A 14,932-nucleotide genomic window follows, 5' to 3' on the forward strand; every position below is an offset into this window, starting at 1 on the left:
TATGACGTAATAACATATGAAGACACGGATGCTGCCACCGTTGGAAATGACGTGCCTGCGCTGGGTTGCTCGAGGCAAAACCGTCGCCTAAATCGCCCTACTGCAGGGTAAGAGCGTCACCGAAATCGAGCTTTGCCTGGAACATGCGCTTGTCTTACTCGAAGCAAAGTCGGTTGAGGAAGCCATTGCAAAGACCAATGGGTCTCACTCCGATCGACATTGAGCAGTCACCTGTAGCCAACAACGTGCCCCGCTAAATCGAAGACACGAGTAATCGGCCGCGGGGAACGCGACGACCTGACACCAAGCTCGAGGATCGTGCGGCAAATGGTGCTCAAACGGAAGCAAGCCAATCCCGCTTGTCTGTGATGGCGTCCTGGCCCGGTTCCGGATCTTCCACGATCAACCCGCGAGGGGTCCGCTAGCAAGCTGCGGCCGCTTCCGCTTCGCGTCGCGGTGATCGCGCCCGGACCCCGTGCCTTTTGAGGAGCCATCGAGCGGGAATTGGCCCGCTCCCGAAGGAGCCTCTTAAATGTCGCACGATCTCTCTCTCGCTCAGTCCCACGCCTTCCAGCTCTCCCGTGACCTGATGGTCCCGGTCACCCTGTTCGAGGTCGACGGCGAATACGGCGTCCTTCCTTCCGACGAGATCGATGCCGACGATGATCTGGCGATCGTGCATGAGTACATGCCCTGGCCGGCTCATTGAGCCGGCGCCTCAGGGGTGTGCCCCTTGCGAGCGGCAGGCCGCAAGGGAAGCTTCGCCGCGGCCAATTCACCCTGCATGATCCGACAATTGCGCGCCGCGCCCTTGCGGTCTTTGCTCTTCGGGGCCTGCCGAAAGGCGTCGGTGAACCGACGGGCAAGGACTATGGAGGCCGATCGCCGGGCGATCGGAAGGAAAAATGAAGAGAAGAGAGATAGAAGCGTTGCGCGAGCTGGTCAGCTGTGCGGCGGTGCTTGAGCATGCCGGGTTTGCAATAGACGCGAAGGAAAGCACACGGCGGGCAGTCAAATTCCGCCGCGGCGGCGAGATCGTCATCGTCACCTATGAAGGACGCGGATGGTTCGATCCTTTGTCCGACGCGAAAGGCGATGTGTTCCGGCTCGTCGAGCATCTCGATCGGGTCGGCTTTCTCGAAGGCGCCGAGCGGGTCGCGGCTCTCGTCGGGTTTCGGATCACGGAGCCGGAGTGGCAGCCCGCGAAAGATGGCGAGAGATGCGACCTATCCCTTTCCGATCGTTGGCAGACCCGCCGTCGTCTGTGGCCAGGTTCCGCGTCATGGCGATACCTCAATGGCGAGCGCCACGTGCCAACTTACGTGCTGCAAGCGGCGATTAAAGCTGACCTTCTGCGAGAGGGTCCGCAAGGCAGCATGTGGGCGGCGCACCGAGACCAGGCGGGGGTCTTGACCGGCTGGGAAGCGCGGGGTCCGCAATACCGGGGTTTTGCATCCGGAGGAACCAAGGTTCTTTTCCGTTTCGGTTCGGACAGCGCTTCGCGCCTGGCCGTCACGGAAGCCGCGATCGATGCCATGAGCCTCGCGGCGATCGAGGGTTTGCGGGAGGGCACGCTTTATTTCAGCACCGGCGGGGGATGGTCGCCGGCCACGGAGGCAGCGTTGCGGGAGCTGGCCGCGAAAACTGGCGTCCAGATGGTAGCGGCGACGGACGCCAATCCGCAGGGCGACATGTTTGCCGAACGGCTGCGGACGCTTGCCGACGATGCCGGCTGCGACTGGACACGGCTTCGGCCGCCGGAAGATGACTGGAACGAAACCCTGAAGATCAGGGATAAGGAAAAGAGGGAAAGGATGGAAGGAGGAGGCGTGCCGCATGCGCGCCGCCTGCGTCAAGGGAGGCTTCGCCCGGCGGAACCGGCCCTTGACGCTGACGGTCGCGATGCCGGCGGCAGCGAAGGGGTCATGAAGGGCTGAAGAGGAAGGCAAGGTCGAGAGGACAGTGCCGCGCTTCGGTCCGAAACCTCCGAAGGAGCTGCAGATGAACCCCTCTCCCGCAATCCGAAAAGTTTTCCAGGGCGTCGCAAGCCGACCACAGATGTTCCGCATGTTTGACCGTCATCTCCAGCGGCCGAACCGTTGGGAGGACGACGCAATGCCGCTCTATGCCGGCGAATGGTTCGAGATCGGCGAGGCCGAGCACGACTACATGTTCGAAATCCTGCCGCCGCTCTGGATCCGCGGTTCGATGTTCGCGATGCGCGAGTTCCTGACCGGCTCGGTGACGTCAGTGTTCTTCGCACTCCGGATCGACGAGGCGATCCGCTATTTTCACGGCTATTGCGACCTTGCCGATCAATCGTCCGTCGAGACCATGCGCCTAGCGATTATCGAGCGCGAGAGCCCCCCGGTCCGGGCCATGACGCGCGCGGAACGCCTCGAGCACATCTGGAGCACTACGGCGGACGACTATCGCGGCTATGCGGGCGAGCGCTGGCCGGAGGCCTCGCGCGGCAAGCGCACCCTGATGATCTACGGCGGTAAAGGCGGCGCCGTCCTAAAGCTGCTGGAAGACCTCAGCGACGACGAGATCGCCGCCAAGCTGCCGGTACAACTGCGCCACCTCCCCTCGCCTATCGCGGCTTGAGAGTTTCCGATTGCATCCGGGCGCGAAGCAATGGCGCTCGGCCAGCAATAGCCGCGCAGCCCATGCCGGCGGCCCCTTCCCCCCCTTCGCGTTCCTCGACTGCCCCTTGCGGCAGATCGATGACGCTCGCTTACAAGGAGCTTTCGATGAGCAACGATCCCTTCACCCTCGATATGTTTGGTAGCAGCGCTTTGTCATCAGGACTTGGTCTTGGCGTCACCGCGTTCGGCGGTTTCGCCGCCAACGACGACGAGCCCAACCCGACCCCGCCCTCTCCTGCGCCGGCGCGGGCTCTGCCGGCGACCAACCGGCCGGTCCCGCGAAAGCAAGGGCAGCGCACCAACTTCTATTTCGACGATGGCGACCGCGAGCTCGCCGCGACGTGGAAGGAGCGGGCACGCATCAATGTCGCGGCCATCCTCACCGCAAACGAAATCGAGAAGATGAACCTGCCGGCGACCCCGGCCGCGCAGGCGAGGCTGATCCGCTTCACTGGTTTCGGCGCCGGTGAGCTTGCGAATGGCATGTTCCGGCGGCCGGGAGAACCCGACTTCCGCGCAGGCTGGGACGATCTCGGCAACTCGCTGGAGACAGCGGTCAGCGAGGGCGAGTACGCGTCGCTCGCCCGTTGCACCCAATATGCCCACTTCACCCCCGAATTCGTCATTCGGGCAATCTGGATGGGCATTCAACGTCTCGGCTGGCGCGGCGGCCGCGTGCTGGAGCCGGGTATCGGCACCGGGCTCTTTCCTGCGCTGATGCCGAAACAATATCGCCAACTGAGCTACGTCACCGGGATCGAGCTCGATCCCGTCACGGCCCGTATCGTGAAACAGCTCCAGCCGAAGGCGCGCATCATCAATGGAGACTTCGCGCGCACCGACCTCAATGCGATCTACGATCTTGCCATCGGCAACCCGCCCTTCTCCGACCGGACCGTTCGCTCCGACCGGCAATATCGTTCGCTGGGCCTTCGGCTGCACGATTACTTCATCGCCCGGTCGATCGATCTCCTGAAACCGGGCGCCCTGGCCTCCTTTGTCACCAGCGCCGGCACCATGGACAAGGTGGATGGCACTGCCCGCGAGCATATCGCCCAGTCCGCCGACCTAATCGCCGCGATCCGACTGCCCGAAGGCAGTTTTCGGCGCGACGCCGGAACCGACGTCGTGGTCGACGTCCTCTTCTTCCGTAAGCGCAAAGCAGGCGAGCCGGAAGGCGACGTTTCGTGGCTCGACTTGGAGGAAGTCCGACCGGCTGCCGAGGACGAGGGGGCGATCCGCGTGAACCGGTGGTTCGCGCAGCATCCGGACTTTGTTCTCGGCGATCATGCCCTGACCTCCGGCCCGTTCGGGGAGACCTATACGTGCCGGCCACGCGCCGACGAGGAGCTCGACGCGGCACTGACTGGAGCCATCGCGCTTCTTCCAGAAGGCCTTTATGACGGCGAACCGACGGCCATCGACATCGATCTGGAGGATGAGCTTGCCGAGATCGTCGATCTCCGGCCCGACAACGCCATGGTGCGCGAGGGCAGCTATTTTGTCGATGTTGGGCATGATCTCATGCAGGTCGTCGATGGCGAGCCTATTCCTGTTCAGGTGCGCAAGGCCCGCAGCGGCGAGGGAGTTTCGGAAAAGCATGTCCGGATCATTCGCAAACTGATCCCGATCCGCGATGCCGTGCGCGACGTCCTGAAAGCCCAGGAACTGGACCGGCCGTGGCGCGAGCTGCAGGTGCGGCTGCGCATCGCCTGGTCGAGCTTCGTCCGCGATTTTGGCCCGATCAACCACACCACTGTTTCGATCATGGAGGATGAGACGACCGGCGAGGTTCGTGAAACCCATCGCCAGCCGAACCTTATGCCCTTCCGCGATGACCCCGATTGCTGGCTGGTCGCCTCCATCGAGGACTATGACCTCGAAACCGATACCGCCAGGCCCGGGCCGATTTTCTCCGAGCGCGTCATCGCGCCCCCTTCCCCGCCCGTCATCACCTCCGCCGCCGATGCCTTGGCCGTCGTCCTCAACGAGCGCGGTCGGCTCGATCTCGATCATATCGCCGAGCTTCTGCATTGCGACACGGATGCGGTTCTCGATGCGCTCGGTGACGCAATCTTTCGCGATCCGGCCGATGGCTCCTGGCAAACTTCGGACGCCTATCTCTCCGGCGCCGTGCGCACCAAGCTTGAGATTGCGGAAGCCGCCGCCGGCCTCGATGCTGCCTATGATCGAAACGTCCGTGCGCTTCAGGCGGTGCAGCCCGTCGACCTTCGCCCCTCGGACATCACTGCTCGGCTGGGTGCGCCCTGGATTCCAGCTGCCGATATCGTCGAGTTCGTGCAAGAGACGATGGGTGCGGAGATCAGGATCCACCACATGCCGGAACTGGGCTCCTGGACCGTCGAGGCGCGGCAGCTCGGATGGACGGCGGCAGGCACGTCCGAATGGGGCACCGATCGCCGGCACGCCGGCGAACTGCTTGCCGATGCGCTGAACAGCCGCGTGCCGCAGATCTTCGACGTGTTCAAAGACGCCGATGGTGAGCGGCGCGTTCTGAACGTCGTCGATACCGAGGCCGCCCGCGACAAGCTCCAGAAGATCAAGCAGGCGTTTCAGAATTGGGTCTGGACCGATCCTGATCGCACCGACCGACTGGCGCGGGTCTACAACGACCGCTTCAACAACATCGCCCCACGAAAATTCGACGGCTCGCACCTGAAACTTCCCGGCGCCTCTGGCGCCTTTGTTCTTTATGGGCACCAGAAACGCGGCATCTGGCGGATCATCTCATCGGGTTCTACCTATCTCGCGCACGCTGTCGGCGCCGGCAAGACGATGACCATGGCGGCCGCGATCATGGAACAGCGCCGGCTCGGTCTGATCGCCAAGGCGATGGTGGTCGTGCCGAGCCATTGCCTGGCGCAGGCGGCCCGCGAGTTCTTGGCGCTCTATCCCAATGCACGAATCCTCGTCGCCGACGAAACGAACTTCACGAAGGAGAAGCGGGCTCGCTTCCTCAGCCGCGCGGCGACCGCCACGTGGGACGCGATCATCATCACCCATTCGGCGTTCCGGTTCATCGCCGTGCCGCCGGCGTTCGAACAGCAGATGATCCAGGACGAGCTCGAGCTCTACGAGGAGTTGCTGACCAAGGTCGACAGCGAGGACCGTGTCTCCCGCAAGCGTCTGGAGCGGCTCAAGGAGGGACTGAAGGAACGACTGGAGGCGCTGTCCACGCGCAAGGACGGCCTGTTGACCATTTCCGAGATCGGCGTCGACCAGATTATCGTCGATGAGGCGCAGGAATTCAGAAAACTTTCCTTCGCCACCAACATGTCGACCTTAAAAGGCGTCGATCCGAACGGATCGCAGCGTGCCTGGGACCTCTACGTCAAGTCCCGCTTCATCGAGACGAAGAATCCTGGCCGCGCTCTGGTTCTTGCGTCCGGCACGCCAATCACCAATACGCTTGGCGAGATGTTCTCGGTTCAACGTCTGCTCGGCCACGCGGCGCTGGCCGAACGGGGCCTGCATGAATTCGACGCCTGGGCCTCGACCTTCGGTGACACGACGACGGAACTGGAGATCCAACCATCCGGCAAATACAAGCCCGTCAGCCGCTTCGCCTCCTTCGTCAACGTCCCTGAGCTAATCGCCATGTTCCGGTCTTTCGCCGATGTGGTGATGCCCGCGGATCTCCGCGACTACGTCAAGGTGCCTGATATCTCGACCGGTCGGCGGCAGATCCTGACAGCGAAACCGACGCAGGCCTTCAAGAATTATCAGGTGATCCTCGACGCCCGTATCAAGGCGATCGAGATGCGCGAGGGGCCGGCACAGCCCGGCGACGATATCCTGCTCTCCGTCATCACCGACGGTCGCCATGCCGCTATCGACTTGCGCCTGGTCGACGCGGACAATGACAACGAGCCGGACAACAAGCTCAACCTGCTCGTCCAGAACGCCTTCCGCATTTGGCAGGAGACGTCGCAAAGCACGTTTGTGCGACCCGACGGCAAGCCCTACGATCTCTCAGGTGCGGCGCAGATGATCTTTTCGGATCTCGGCACAATAAATGTCGAGAAGAGCCGCGGTTTTTCCGCTTACCGTTGGATCAGGGATGAGCTCGTGCGCCTGGGTGTTCCGGCATCCGAAATCGCCTTCATGCAGGACTACAAGAAGACTGAGGCGAAGCAGCGTCTATTCGCCGACGTCCGCGCCGGCAAAATCCGCTTCTTGATCGGCTCGTCGGACACCATGGGTACCGGCGTCAATGCCCAGCTCCGTCTCAAGGCGCTGCATCATCTCGACGTCCCCTGGCTGCCTTCGCAGATCGAACAGCGGGAGGGCCGGATCGTGCGCCAGGGCAATCAGCACGACGAGGTCGATATCTTCGCTTATGCCACACAAGGCTCGCTGGACGCCAGCATGTGGCAGAACAACGAACGCAAGGCCCGCTTTATCGCCGCGGCCTTGTCCGGCGACACATCGATCCGCCGGCTGGAAGATCTCGGCGAAGGGGCGGCCAACCAGTTCGCCATGGCAAAGGCGATTGCCAGCGGCGACGAGCGATTGATGCAGAAGGCGGGACTCGAGGCGGACATTGCCCGTCTTGAACGGCTGCGCGCAGCGCATGACGACGATCAGTATGCGGTGCGCCGGCAGATCCGCGACGCCGAACGCGATATCGAGATCTCGGAGCGGCGTATCATGGAAATCGGCAAGGACATCGACCGCCTCGTTCCGACCGCGGCCGACGCCTTTGCCATGACCATCGTCGGCAAGGCTCACCACGAGCGGAAGCTCGCCGGCCGTGCGCTGATGAAGGAAATTCTCACCCTCGTCCAGCTCCAGCAGGAGCAGGAAGTCGTCATCGCCTCGATTGGCGGATTCGATCTCGTCTATTCCGGTGAGCGGTTCGGCAAGGGTGACGATTATCGCTATTCGACCCTGCTTCAGCGCACCGGCGCGGACTACGAGATCGAGTTGCCGGTGACCGTGACGCCGCTCGGCGCCGTCTCCCGCCTCGAGCACGCGCTCGAGGGTTTTGGCGAGGAGCAGGAACGCTATCGCCATCGACTGTATGACGCCCACCGGCGCCTTGCCTCCTACCGCTCGCGCAAGGGCGGCCTGTTTGCGTTTTCGGAAGAACTCGCCGAGAAGCGCCGGCAGCTATGGGACGTCGACGAGGCGCTTGCAGCCGTGGCTCGCGAGGAGGGCTTATCCGCCTCGGAAGCGGCCTGAGGTCCGACGCCATGCCGGACCTCCGTCCGCTCTGGTTTTGGAAGCGCTGCAGCATTCACATAGCTGCAGTGCACAAAAAGTGTTTTCCAAGTGGTCAAAAATCAAGCATAACGCACACAGCTGATGCACATGGCGGCTTTCCTCCCAGTTCCGCCGCAGCAGCTGTTCCCCTCTGGAGGTTTATTGACCTTCACACTTCATGGGCCGCGGTTTCCGCTGGCCCATTTTTTTATCTCCCATCTTATCCCGATCGATATCCAGTCGCGTGCAAGCCGACGCTTCAGCCGCCGAAATGAGAGGCAAGCAGGGGAGAGAAGAAGGAAGAGGGAGATGAACCGGTCGCAGAGCAGTCCGCCGGTCGCCGCTGACGCTCAACCGCCGCCTCCGCATCCCGGCCACTCGTCCTTCGCAGGGCTGTCAGACCCGCTCGTCCTTCGTGGCAGCAATGCTCGGCCGCAGTTGCACCCGACCGCCCGCTCCGCGGTCCGGGAATTGTCTTCGAAAAGAATGAAGACGCGAGAAGGGCCGGCAGAGGGCCGTGTCCAATCCCCGAGAAGGAGTATCCCATGCAATTGATGAAGGTCGATCCGCGTGCGCTGAAGGACAACCCAGATAACACGCGCCAGTCGAAGTCGACGCCGCAGGCCGACGCCCTGCTTCTGGCGACGATCAAGGCCGTCGGCGTGATCCAGCCGCCAGTCATTTTCCCGGAAGCAGGCGGCAACGGCTACGTCATCGAAGCCGGCCACCGGCGCACCCGCATGGCGATCGCCGCCGGGATCGAGGAAATCGACGTGATCGTCGTCGAGGCGGCCAACGACAACGGCGCCATGCGCTCGATGGTCGAGAACATCGCGCGCGAGCCGCTCAATCCGGTCGATCAATGGCGGGGCATCGAGCGGCTGGTCACGCTCGGCTGGACAGAGGAGGCGATCGCCGTGGCGCTTGCCCTCCCCGTCCGCCAGATCCGCAAGCTCCGTCTGCTCGCCAACGTGCTGCCTTCCATGCTCGACCAGATGGCGAAGGGGGACATGCCCAACGAGCAGCAACTGAGGACGATCGCGGCCGCATCGTCCGAGGAGCAGAAGGAGGTCTGGAAAGCCCACAAGCCGAAGAAGGGCGACACGGCAGCCTGGTGGCAGATCGCCAACGGCCTCTCGAAAACCCGCATGTATGCTCGCGATGCAAGCTTCGGCGACGATCTTCGCCTCGCTTACGGTATCGAGTGGGCCGAGGACCTGTTCGGCCCGGCCGATCAGGACAATCGCTACACCACCAATGTTGAGGCTTTCCTCGGCGCCCAGCAGGAGTGGATGGCGAGTAGCCTTCCGAAGAAGGGCGCAATCGTCGAGGTCAACAACTGGGGACAGCCCGACCTGCCCAAGAAGGCCGAACGCATCTACGGCAAGCCGGCCAAGGGCGATTGCACCGCGATGTATCTCGATCGCGACGGCAAGGTGCAGAGCGTCCACTACCGGATGCCGGAGCCAAGGAAAACCGATGGGCGACCCGGCCCCGCCGGTGACGCTTCGACGGAGCCCGACGACGACATTAATGTCGTCGGCAAGACCAGGCCCGAGGTCACGCAGAAGGGCCAGGACATGATCGGTGATTTCCGTACCGATGCGCTGCATGAGGCGCTCGCCCGGGCGCCGATCGAGGATGACATGCTGATGGCGCTCCTGGTCATGGCCTTCGCCGGCACCAATGTTCGGGTCGATTCCGGCGCCAACGACACCGTGTTCGGGCCGAAGCGTTTCCAGCGTCATGTCGCGCGCCTCTATTCCGCGGATGGAAGCTTGTCGTTCGACATGGACAGCGTGCGTGTCGCCGCCCGCTCCGTTCTCATAGATGTACTCTCATGCCGGCGCGGCATGTCGAACAGTGGCGTCGTCTCGCGCATTGCCGGTGACGCGATCGGCGCGGACGGTTTCCTTCCGAACATGGGAACAGAGGATTTCCTCTTGTGCCTGTCGCGTCAGGCGCTGGAAGCCGCAGCCAAGTCGGTCAATCTCGTCCCGCGGGCGCGAGTCCGCGAAACCCGCGCGGCACTCGTCGACCACTTCGCGGCCGATGCTGCCTTCGTCCTTCGGGCGGCGCTGTTTGCGCCTGACCCGAAGGACATCGCAGATCTCATGAAACACACCGATGATGTCGCGGGCGACGATAGCGACGGTGCTGAAGGCGAGAGCATCGGTGTCGACGGGCTCGATCCGATGGAGACGGGACATGACGATCCCGTCGCCGACCTGGTGAGTAATGCGGCCTCCGACGAGGAGGAAACTGCCTACGGCATCGCGGCGGAATAGCCGCCGCCCCGTCCTTCTCCGCTTGACCTTCCGCCGCCGGTCCTCCCGGCGGCGGTTTCGTTTCCACCACCCGCAAAATTTGAAGGAGGATGCGATGTCCGCGTCTCTGATTTATGATCTCGCCCCGATCGGCTCCACCGTTGCCTGGTCGGATGGTACCCCACGGCCGCCCGAGCGCCACAAGAAGAAGCTGTCAGCTTGGCAAACGCGCAATAGCCAAGGCCGGCTGATCCGCAAGGAAGGCAAGCGCGGCGTCGGCGCCACCAGCCTGACACCGTGTTTCACGCTGCATGAAGGCAATCTCGGCGCAAATGGCATCATTACCGTCCGGATCCACCGGACCTTTTCGCTCGACAGCGGCCTGACGTTCAAAGTCGTCGAGCGTCCCACCCTTGGATCTGTTCGCATCTTCGATCGCCCCGGCGCCAATGCCGAACTCGTTCACCTGGCAACGCATCGGCAGGCGGCTGCGGAATGGCTCAGCCGGCATGGATATCCCCACGCCATTCTCGAGGAGGTGACTGCCGACGAGGTCGCCGCCGATCATATCGAAGGGAGGGCTGCAGCATGACTATGCTTCCTTCGCAATCCTTCGAAGTCTCCGCCCCTGACGCATCAGGGGCGGAGTTCGGCAGAAGCGCCGACGGCATGGCTGTCGCGCGTGTCGGCGATCACGTCTTTGCTTTGGTTCCCGCCCGGGATGGCCGGTATTTTCTTGCCAGCGCCTGGCGCGTGTCACGGCCGCTTTCCGAACTGAAGCGCGATGATTTCTATTCGCACCACGGCTCTGTCGAGGGCGAAGCCGCTTTCCGCAACCGCATGATCGAACAGGCCGGACACAGCCGGGAACTGCGGCTGCTATCCCGCCAGACCGTCCGGGTGACCTGCAGCACGCCATGGGGGCCGTCGCAGGGCGCCACCGTCTACGCGGACGGAATTGTCTGTCATACGACGGCAGGTCATGGCGGCTTCAGGCTCTCCGACGCCCGCAATGCCAAGGTCCACCCGATGCTCAGGACAGATGGTGGCTGGTATGAAGAGGACGCCGCCTGGGCAATCGTCGCCCTCACGTATCCCGACCTGTTCACGACCTATGAGCGCAAGTGCGCCGACAAGACGATCCGCGACAGCTGGCCGGATGCCTGGGAAACGATCTTCGGTCGGTCGCTCGCACCCGGCGAATCGTACGAGAAGGACGCCCAGGCGTTCGCACGGGAACATCTCGGCGACTGGATCGTCATCGCGGCACTTCGTTCGGACCATCATCCTGGTATGACCGAGGTGATCGCCACCATCGGCGGCACGCGCGGCGAGCGAGTGGAAGAGCGCCGGTTTCTGGTGCCGAGCGACGAGTATGTGGTCGGCCGCTTCGGATTCATCATCGATGAGACACGGCATGCCATCTATGAGGGTTCCTCCAGCTTCGCCGCATGGCGCGGGAGGGCGGCATGATGTCCAATCCCGAGCAACGCGCCGCGCAGTTTACCAGAATGGAATCGGCGCGACGGCAGACCCAGCACCAGCTCGATCTGATCGACCGGCAGATCACGCGACGCATGACGACGATCATTCCCCAGCTTGGTCGCCGTCACTTCGGATATCGTCGCGGCAAGGCGCCCGAGCCGGGCGTCTTTCTCGAACGCTACCGGGCCAATCTGGCAGCGATTACCGCCGAGCGTCAGCCGGAAATCGACGCGCTTTCGAGAAAACTCGCCCGACAGGATGCGGCAATCGCGGCGCTGCGGGCGAGAGCCGGTTCCGACGGCACAGTCGTGACCGCTACCGGCCCGGGAGGTAGGAAGCCATGAGCACGATCGGAGACCTGGAGCGAAGAGCAGGTATCGGCGCATCACCGGCGGAGCGAACCGCTTTCTGGCGGCAGTTCCATCACCTCGAAGGCGAAGCCTGCCTCAAGGCAGGTGTCGCGGAACTCAGGCGGCTGATCGCTCTAAGGGAAGCACGGGTGGATCCTAGGCCAAAAACGCGCGCCCTTCGTCGCACACGCGAAACCCTGCCGCCTTTGACGCTGGAACAGGAAGCAGCACTTCATGCCTATGCCGCCAGGCACGGACGGCGCTGGAAATCGATCCTCAACAACGCCTGGATGGGCGGGCCGCCGCATGATGACGGTGGTCTGCTTCGCGGTATTCGTAACTCGCACGGTCCGACCTGGCTGCAATCCTACCGGTTGCCGAAGCCGGTCAAGCGATAGGCCGAGCGCTTGACGTCAGCGAGCCGGAAAGGCGGAGAGAGGCGGCGGCGCCTGTCATTTCGTTCGAGGACGTCATGATCCCTACCCTGCCGGATCGCCCTTCGGTTTTGCTGCGGTCTGAACCGGCGGCCGTGCGCTTCAAGGCCGCTGTCGCGCCGCGGGGCGGCCGGACCCCGCCGTCCTTCGCGGAGCAGGCTCGCGTGCTCTATCGAGGGCAGTGTGCCCTCTTCGCCCGCAAACCGGCTCCGCTCGTCCAGGCAGGGCCGGACCCTGAAACGCCCGTCTTCCGCCGGAGCGGGGCGACCGCACCGAAGGGCAAGCCGGCATGAGCCGGAGCCCGTTCGGACGACCTCGAAAGGAAACGATCATGGCCAAGCCCGCACCCTCCTCTCGCCAATCCGCCCGCGTCGTGCAACTGCGCAAGGGCGCCACCATCGAGATGGTCCGGCTGACGTGCCCGGACGCCAGCCAGGCGCTGAAGATCGCCGAGAGTTTCGGCACCGCGGTCATTGACAGCGACGGCATCCGCGAACTGCACGAACGGCTCGTCATCGAGACCGCCGATGCGCTCGGTGATGGCCTGGGCGACAAGGCGATGCAGATCCACCTGCAGCGGATCGTCGGCGCTTTCGTCGGCTCTGCCCACGGCGCCGGGCAGTTCTACAGCCGCGCTGTCACCGAGGCGCGCGATGCTACCGCCAAGGCCGCCAACGATGCCCGCGACGAGGACCTCGACGGCCCCGTCGGCTTTGACAGCGCCGCCCAGCGCAAGCGCGAATTCGCCGCCGACATGGGCATACAGGCCCATTCGCTCAGAATGGCGGCTGAGGGCGCAGTTGCCGCGTATGCCCAGGTGATCGGCGAGACCTGGAAGCCGTTCGACCGGCCCGTCGAGCAGCCGGGCCACTCGCTGAACCGCAAGGCCGCCGAAGCGCAGATCTCGGCCTTCGACTAGGCCCTGCCGGCGGGGCTCCGGCCCCCGCCCTCCGATAAACGCGAGAACGGCCGGTTCCCGGGCGGAGCCGGCTGTTCTCGTGTCGCTGACACGGTCAATCGGGAACGGAAATCAGGCAATCGCCCGTAGCGGCCCGTTCCGCTTGTCGGGTCTGCAGGAGCCACCGGCAGATGCAACGGCTTCGCCGTCCTCCACTTCGTTACGGCCGTTCCGGTGCATCCGCCGGCTGACTTGCTTCTGCTTTCGCCCCTCCGTAACGGGCCGCGATGGGCGCGGCCTCAAAACCGGAGGCTTGAAGATGAGCAATACTGAGAAACAACGGGGCGATCTCTATACCCGCATCACTGACAGAATCGTTGAGGATCTGGCGAAGGGCGTGCGGCCGTGGATGAAGCCATGGAACGCCGAGAACACGACCGGCCGTATTACCCGGCCGCTGCGTCATAACGGGCAGCCATATTCGGGCGTCAACGTGCTGCTTCTCTGGTCGGAGGGCAACGCCCGGGGATATGAGTCATCTACGTGGATGACGTTCAAGCAGGCCCTCGAACTGGGTGCTGCCGTCCGCAAGGGCGAGACGGGTGCCATGGTCGTCTTCGCCAGCCGGTTCACCAAGTCCGAAACCGATGGAAATGGCGGCGAGGTCGAGCGGGAGATTCCTTTCCTGAAAGCCTACAGTGTCTTCAACGTCGAACAGATCGATGGCCTCCCCGACCAATATTATCACCGGCCGGCACTTGGTCCGGATCCGATCAAGCGCATCGAGGATGCCGACCGGTTCTTTCGCAACACTGGTGCCGTGATCCGCCACGGTGGCAACCAGGCCTTCTACGCGCCGGCCGCCGACATCATCCAGATGCCGCCGTTTGAGAGCTTCAAGGATGCGGCAAGCTATTACGCGACCTTGAGTCATGAAGTCACCCATTGGACGGCGCCGGCGCATCGCCTCGGCCGCGATCTCAGCCGCTATGCCAAGGACAAATCCGAGCGGGCGCGAGAGGAACTGATTGCTGAACTCGGCAGCTGCTTCCTGTGCGCCGATCTCGGCATTGTTCCCGAGGTCGAGCCCCGCCCCGATCACGCCTCGTACGTCGGCTCCTGGCTCAAGGTCCTCAGCGACGACAGGCGGGCTCTCTTTCAGGCGGCGGCGCATGCGCAGCGGGCCGTAAGTTTCCTGCATGGCCTACAGCCCGAACGTGCTGACGACCGGCTCGCTGCCTGAGGACTTTAGCGTCGGTCGCTGGTCTCGTCAGCGGCCGGCACCTGTTCGGGCTTCAACGCGGAGAGCGTGTCAGGATCAGCCGTAAGGTCCAGCTTGCCCCAGATCGAGGTTTTCCGGTCGGTCGGCTTGAGCTTCCGGGACGGCTTGATTTCGACGACAAACGGCTTTGGCTGCTGACGCATAGATCCTCCAGGCGACGATTCGCGAGCACGACGATAGCCCGAAGAGCGGCCAACGCAACGCCCTTGTTCGGCGATGCCCGGACGTTTGATTTTGACATGTGGACAGGGCGGCGGATCCCCCGTCGCAGGGATCCGGCAGGCAGTCGGGGAGTGGCTGCCATCGACATATTCCCTTGGCGGCTCAGCCAGGCCCGTCCTT

Annotated in this window: 13 protein-coding genes; 12 read left to right on the top strand and 1 reads right to left on the bottom strand. The window is 63.5% G+C overall.

All coding sequences use genetic code 11. The features are described 5' to 3' along the window. The first annotated feature begins 532 nt into the window (after positions 1-532). From RHE_RS33790 to RHE_RS21830, 12 genes are all read left to right on the top strand, one after another. On the top strand, positions 533-709 hold the full coding sequence (locus tag RHE_RS33790) for a hypothetical protein (protein ID WP_042119556.1): 177 nt from the start codon (positions 533-535) through the stop codon (positions 707-709). A 196-nt stretch (positions 710-905) separates the two neighbouring features. After that, entirely contained in the window at positions 906-1,937 is a 1,032-nt protein-coding gene (locus RHE_RS21780) for a DUF3991 and toprim domain-containing protein (protein ID WP_011427423.1), read from the top strand. Between the two features lie 64 nt (positions 1,938-2,001). Then, on the top strand, positions 2,002-2,607 hold the full coding sequence (locus RHE_RS21785; protein ID WP_011427424.1) for a DUF1419 domain-containing protein: 606 nt from the start codon (positions 2,002-2,004) through the stop codon (positions 2,605-2,607). A gap of 146 nt (positions 2,608-2,753) precedes the next feature. Continuing rightward, positions 2,754-7,853 carry a DEAD/DEAH box helicase family protein gene (locus RHE_RS21790; protein ID WP_011427425.1) on the top strand — a complete coding sequence of 1,700 codons (5,100 nt, stop codon included), beginning with the start codon at positions 2,754-2,756 and terminating at the stop codon, positions 7,851-7,853. A 566-nt stretch (positions 7,854-8,419) separates the two neighbouring features. After that, positions 8,420-10,162 carry a ParB N-terminal domain-containing protein gene (locus tag RHE_RS21795; RefSeq protein WP_011427427.1) on the top strand — a complete coding sequence of 581 codons (1,743 nt, stop codon included), beginning with the start codon at positions 8,420-8,422 and terminating at the stop codon, positions 10,160-10,162. A gap of 94 nt (positions 10,163-10,256) precedes the next feature. Then, entirely contained in the window at positions 10,257-10,733 is a 477-nt protein-coding gene (locus tag RHE_RS21800; RefSeq protein WP_011427428.1) for a hypothetical protein, read from the top strand. After that, positions 10,730-11,614: a DUF7007 domain-containing protein gene (locus RHE_RS21805; protein ID WP_011427429.1), complete on the top strand. Its 885-nt coding sequence runs from the start codon at positions 10,730-10,732 to the stop codon at positions 11,612-11,614. The genes RHE_RS21800 and RHE_RS21805 overlap by 4 nt, the downstream gene beginning before the upstream one ends. Then, the gene (locus tag RHE_RS21810) at positions 11,611-11,970 is read left to right on the top strand and encodes a hypothetical protein (protein ID WP_011427430.1); all 360 of its coding nucleotides are present in this window, start codon (positions 11,611-11,613) and stop codon (positions 11,968-11,970) included. The genes RHE_RS21805 and RHE_RS21810 overlap by 4 nt, the downstream gene beginning before the upstream one ends. Beyond that, positions 11,967-12,374, top strand: coding sequence for a hypothetical protein (locus tag RHE_RS34125; protein ID WP_011427431.1), 408 nt, complete (start codon positions 11,967-11,969; stop codon positions 12,372-12,374). Before RHE_RS21810 ends, RHE_RS34125 begins: the two co-directional genes overlap by 4 nt. Before the next feature lie 74 nt (positions 12,375-12,448). Further along, positions 12,449-12,703, top strand: a complete 255-nt coding sequence (locus RHE_RS21820) for a hypothetical protein (protein WP_042119559.1) — start codon at positions 12,449-12,451, stop codon at positions 12,701-12,703. 38 nt (positions 12,704-12,741) lie between these two features. Then, positions 12,742-13,329 (top strand): hypothetical protein, encoded by a 588-nt coding sequence (locus tag RHE_RS21825; protein WP_011427432.1) that lies wholly within the window; start codon positions 12,742-12,744, stop codon positions 13,327-13,329. 298 nt (positions 13,330-13,627) lie between these two features. Further along, the gene (locus RHE_RS21830; RefSeq protein WP_011427433.1) at positions 13,628-14,551 is read left to right on the top strand and encodes an ArdC family protein; all 924 of its coding nucleotides are present in this window, start codon (positions 13,628-13,630) and stop codon (positions 14,549-14,551) included. Between the two features lie 5 nt (positions 14,552-14,556). On the opposite strand, the gene RHE_RS33800 is transcribed toward RHE_RS21830, so the two are convergent. After that, on the bottom strand, positions 14,557-14,733 hold the full coding sequence (locus RHE_RS33800) for a hypothetical protein (protein WP_166486936.1): 177 nt from the start codon (positions 14,731-14,733) through the stop codon (positions 14,557-14,559). Between the last annotated feature and the right edge of the window lie 199 nt (positions 14,734-14,932).

Source organism: Rhizobium etli CFN 42 (genome assembly GCF_000092045.1).
GTDB lineage: Bacteria > Pseudomonadota > Alphaproteobacteria > Rhizobiales > Rhizobiaceae > Rhizobium > Rhizobium etli.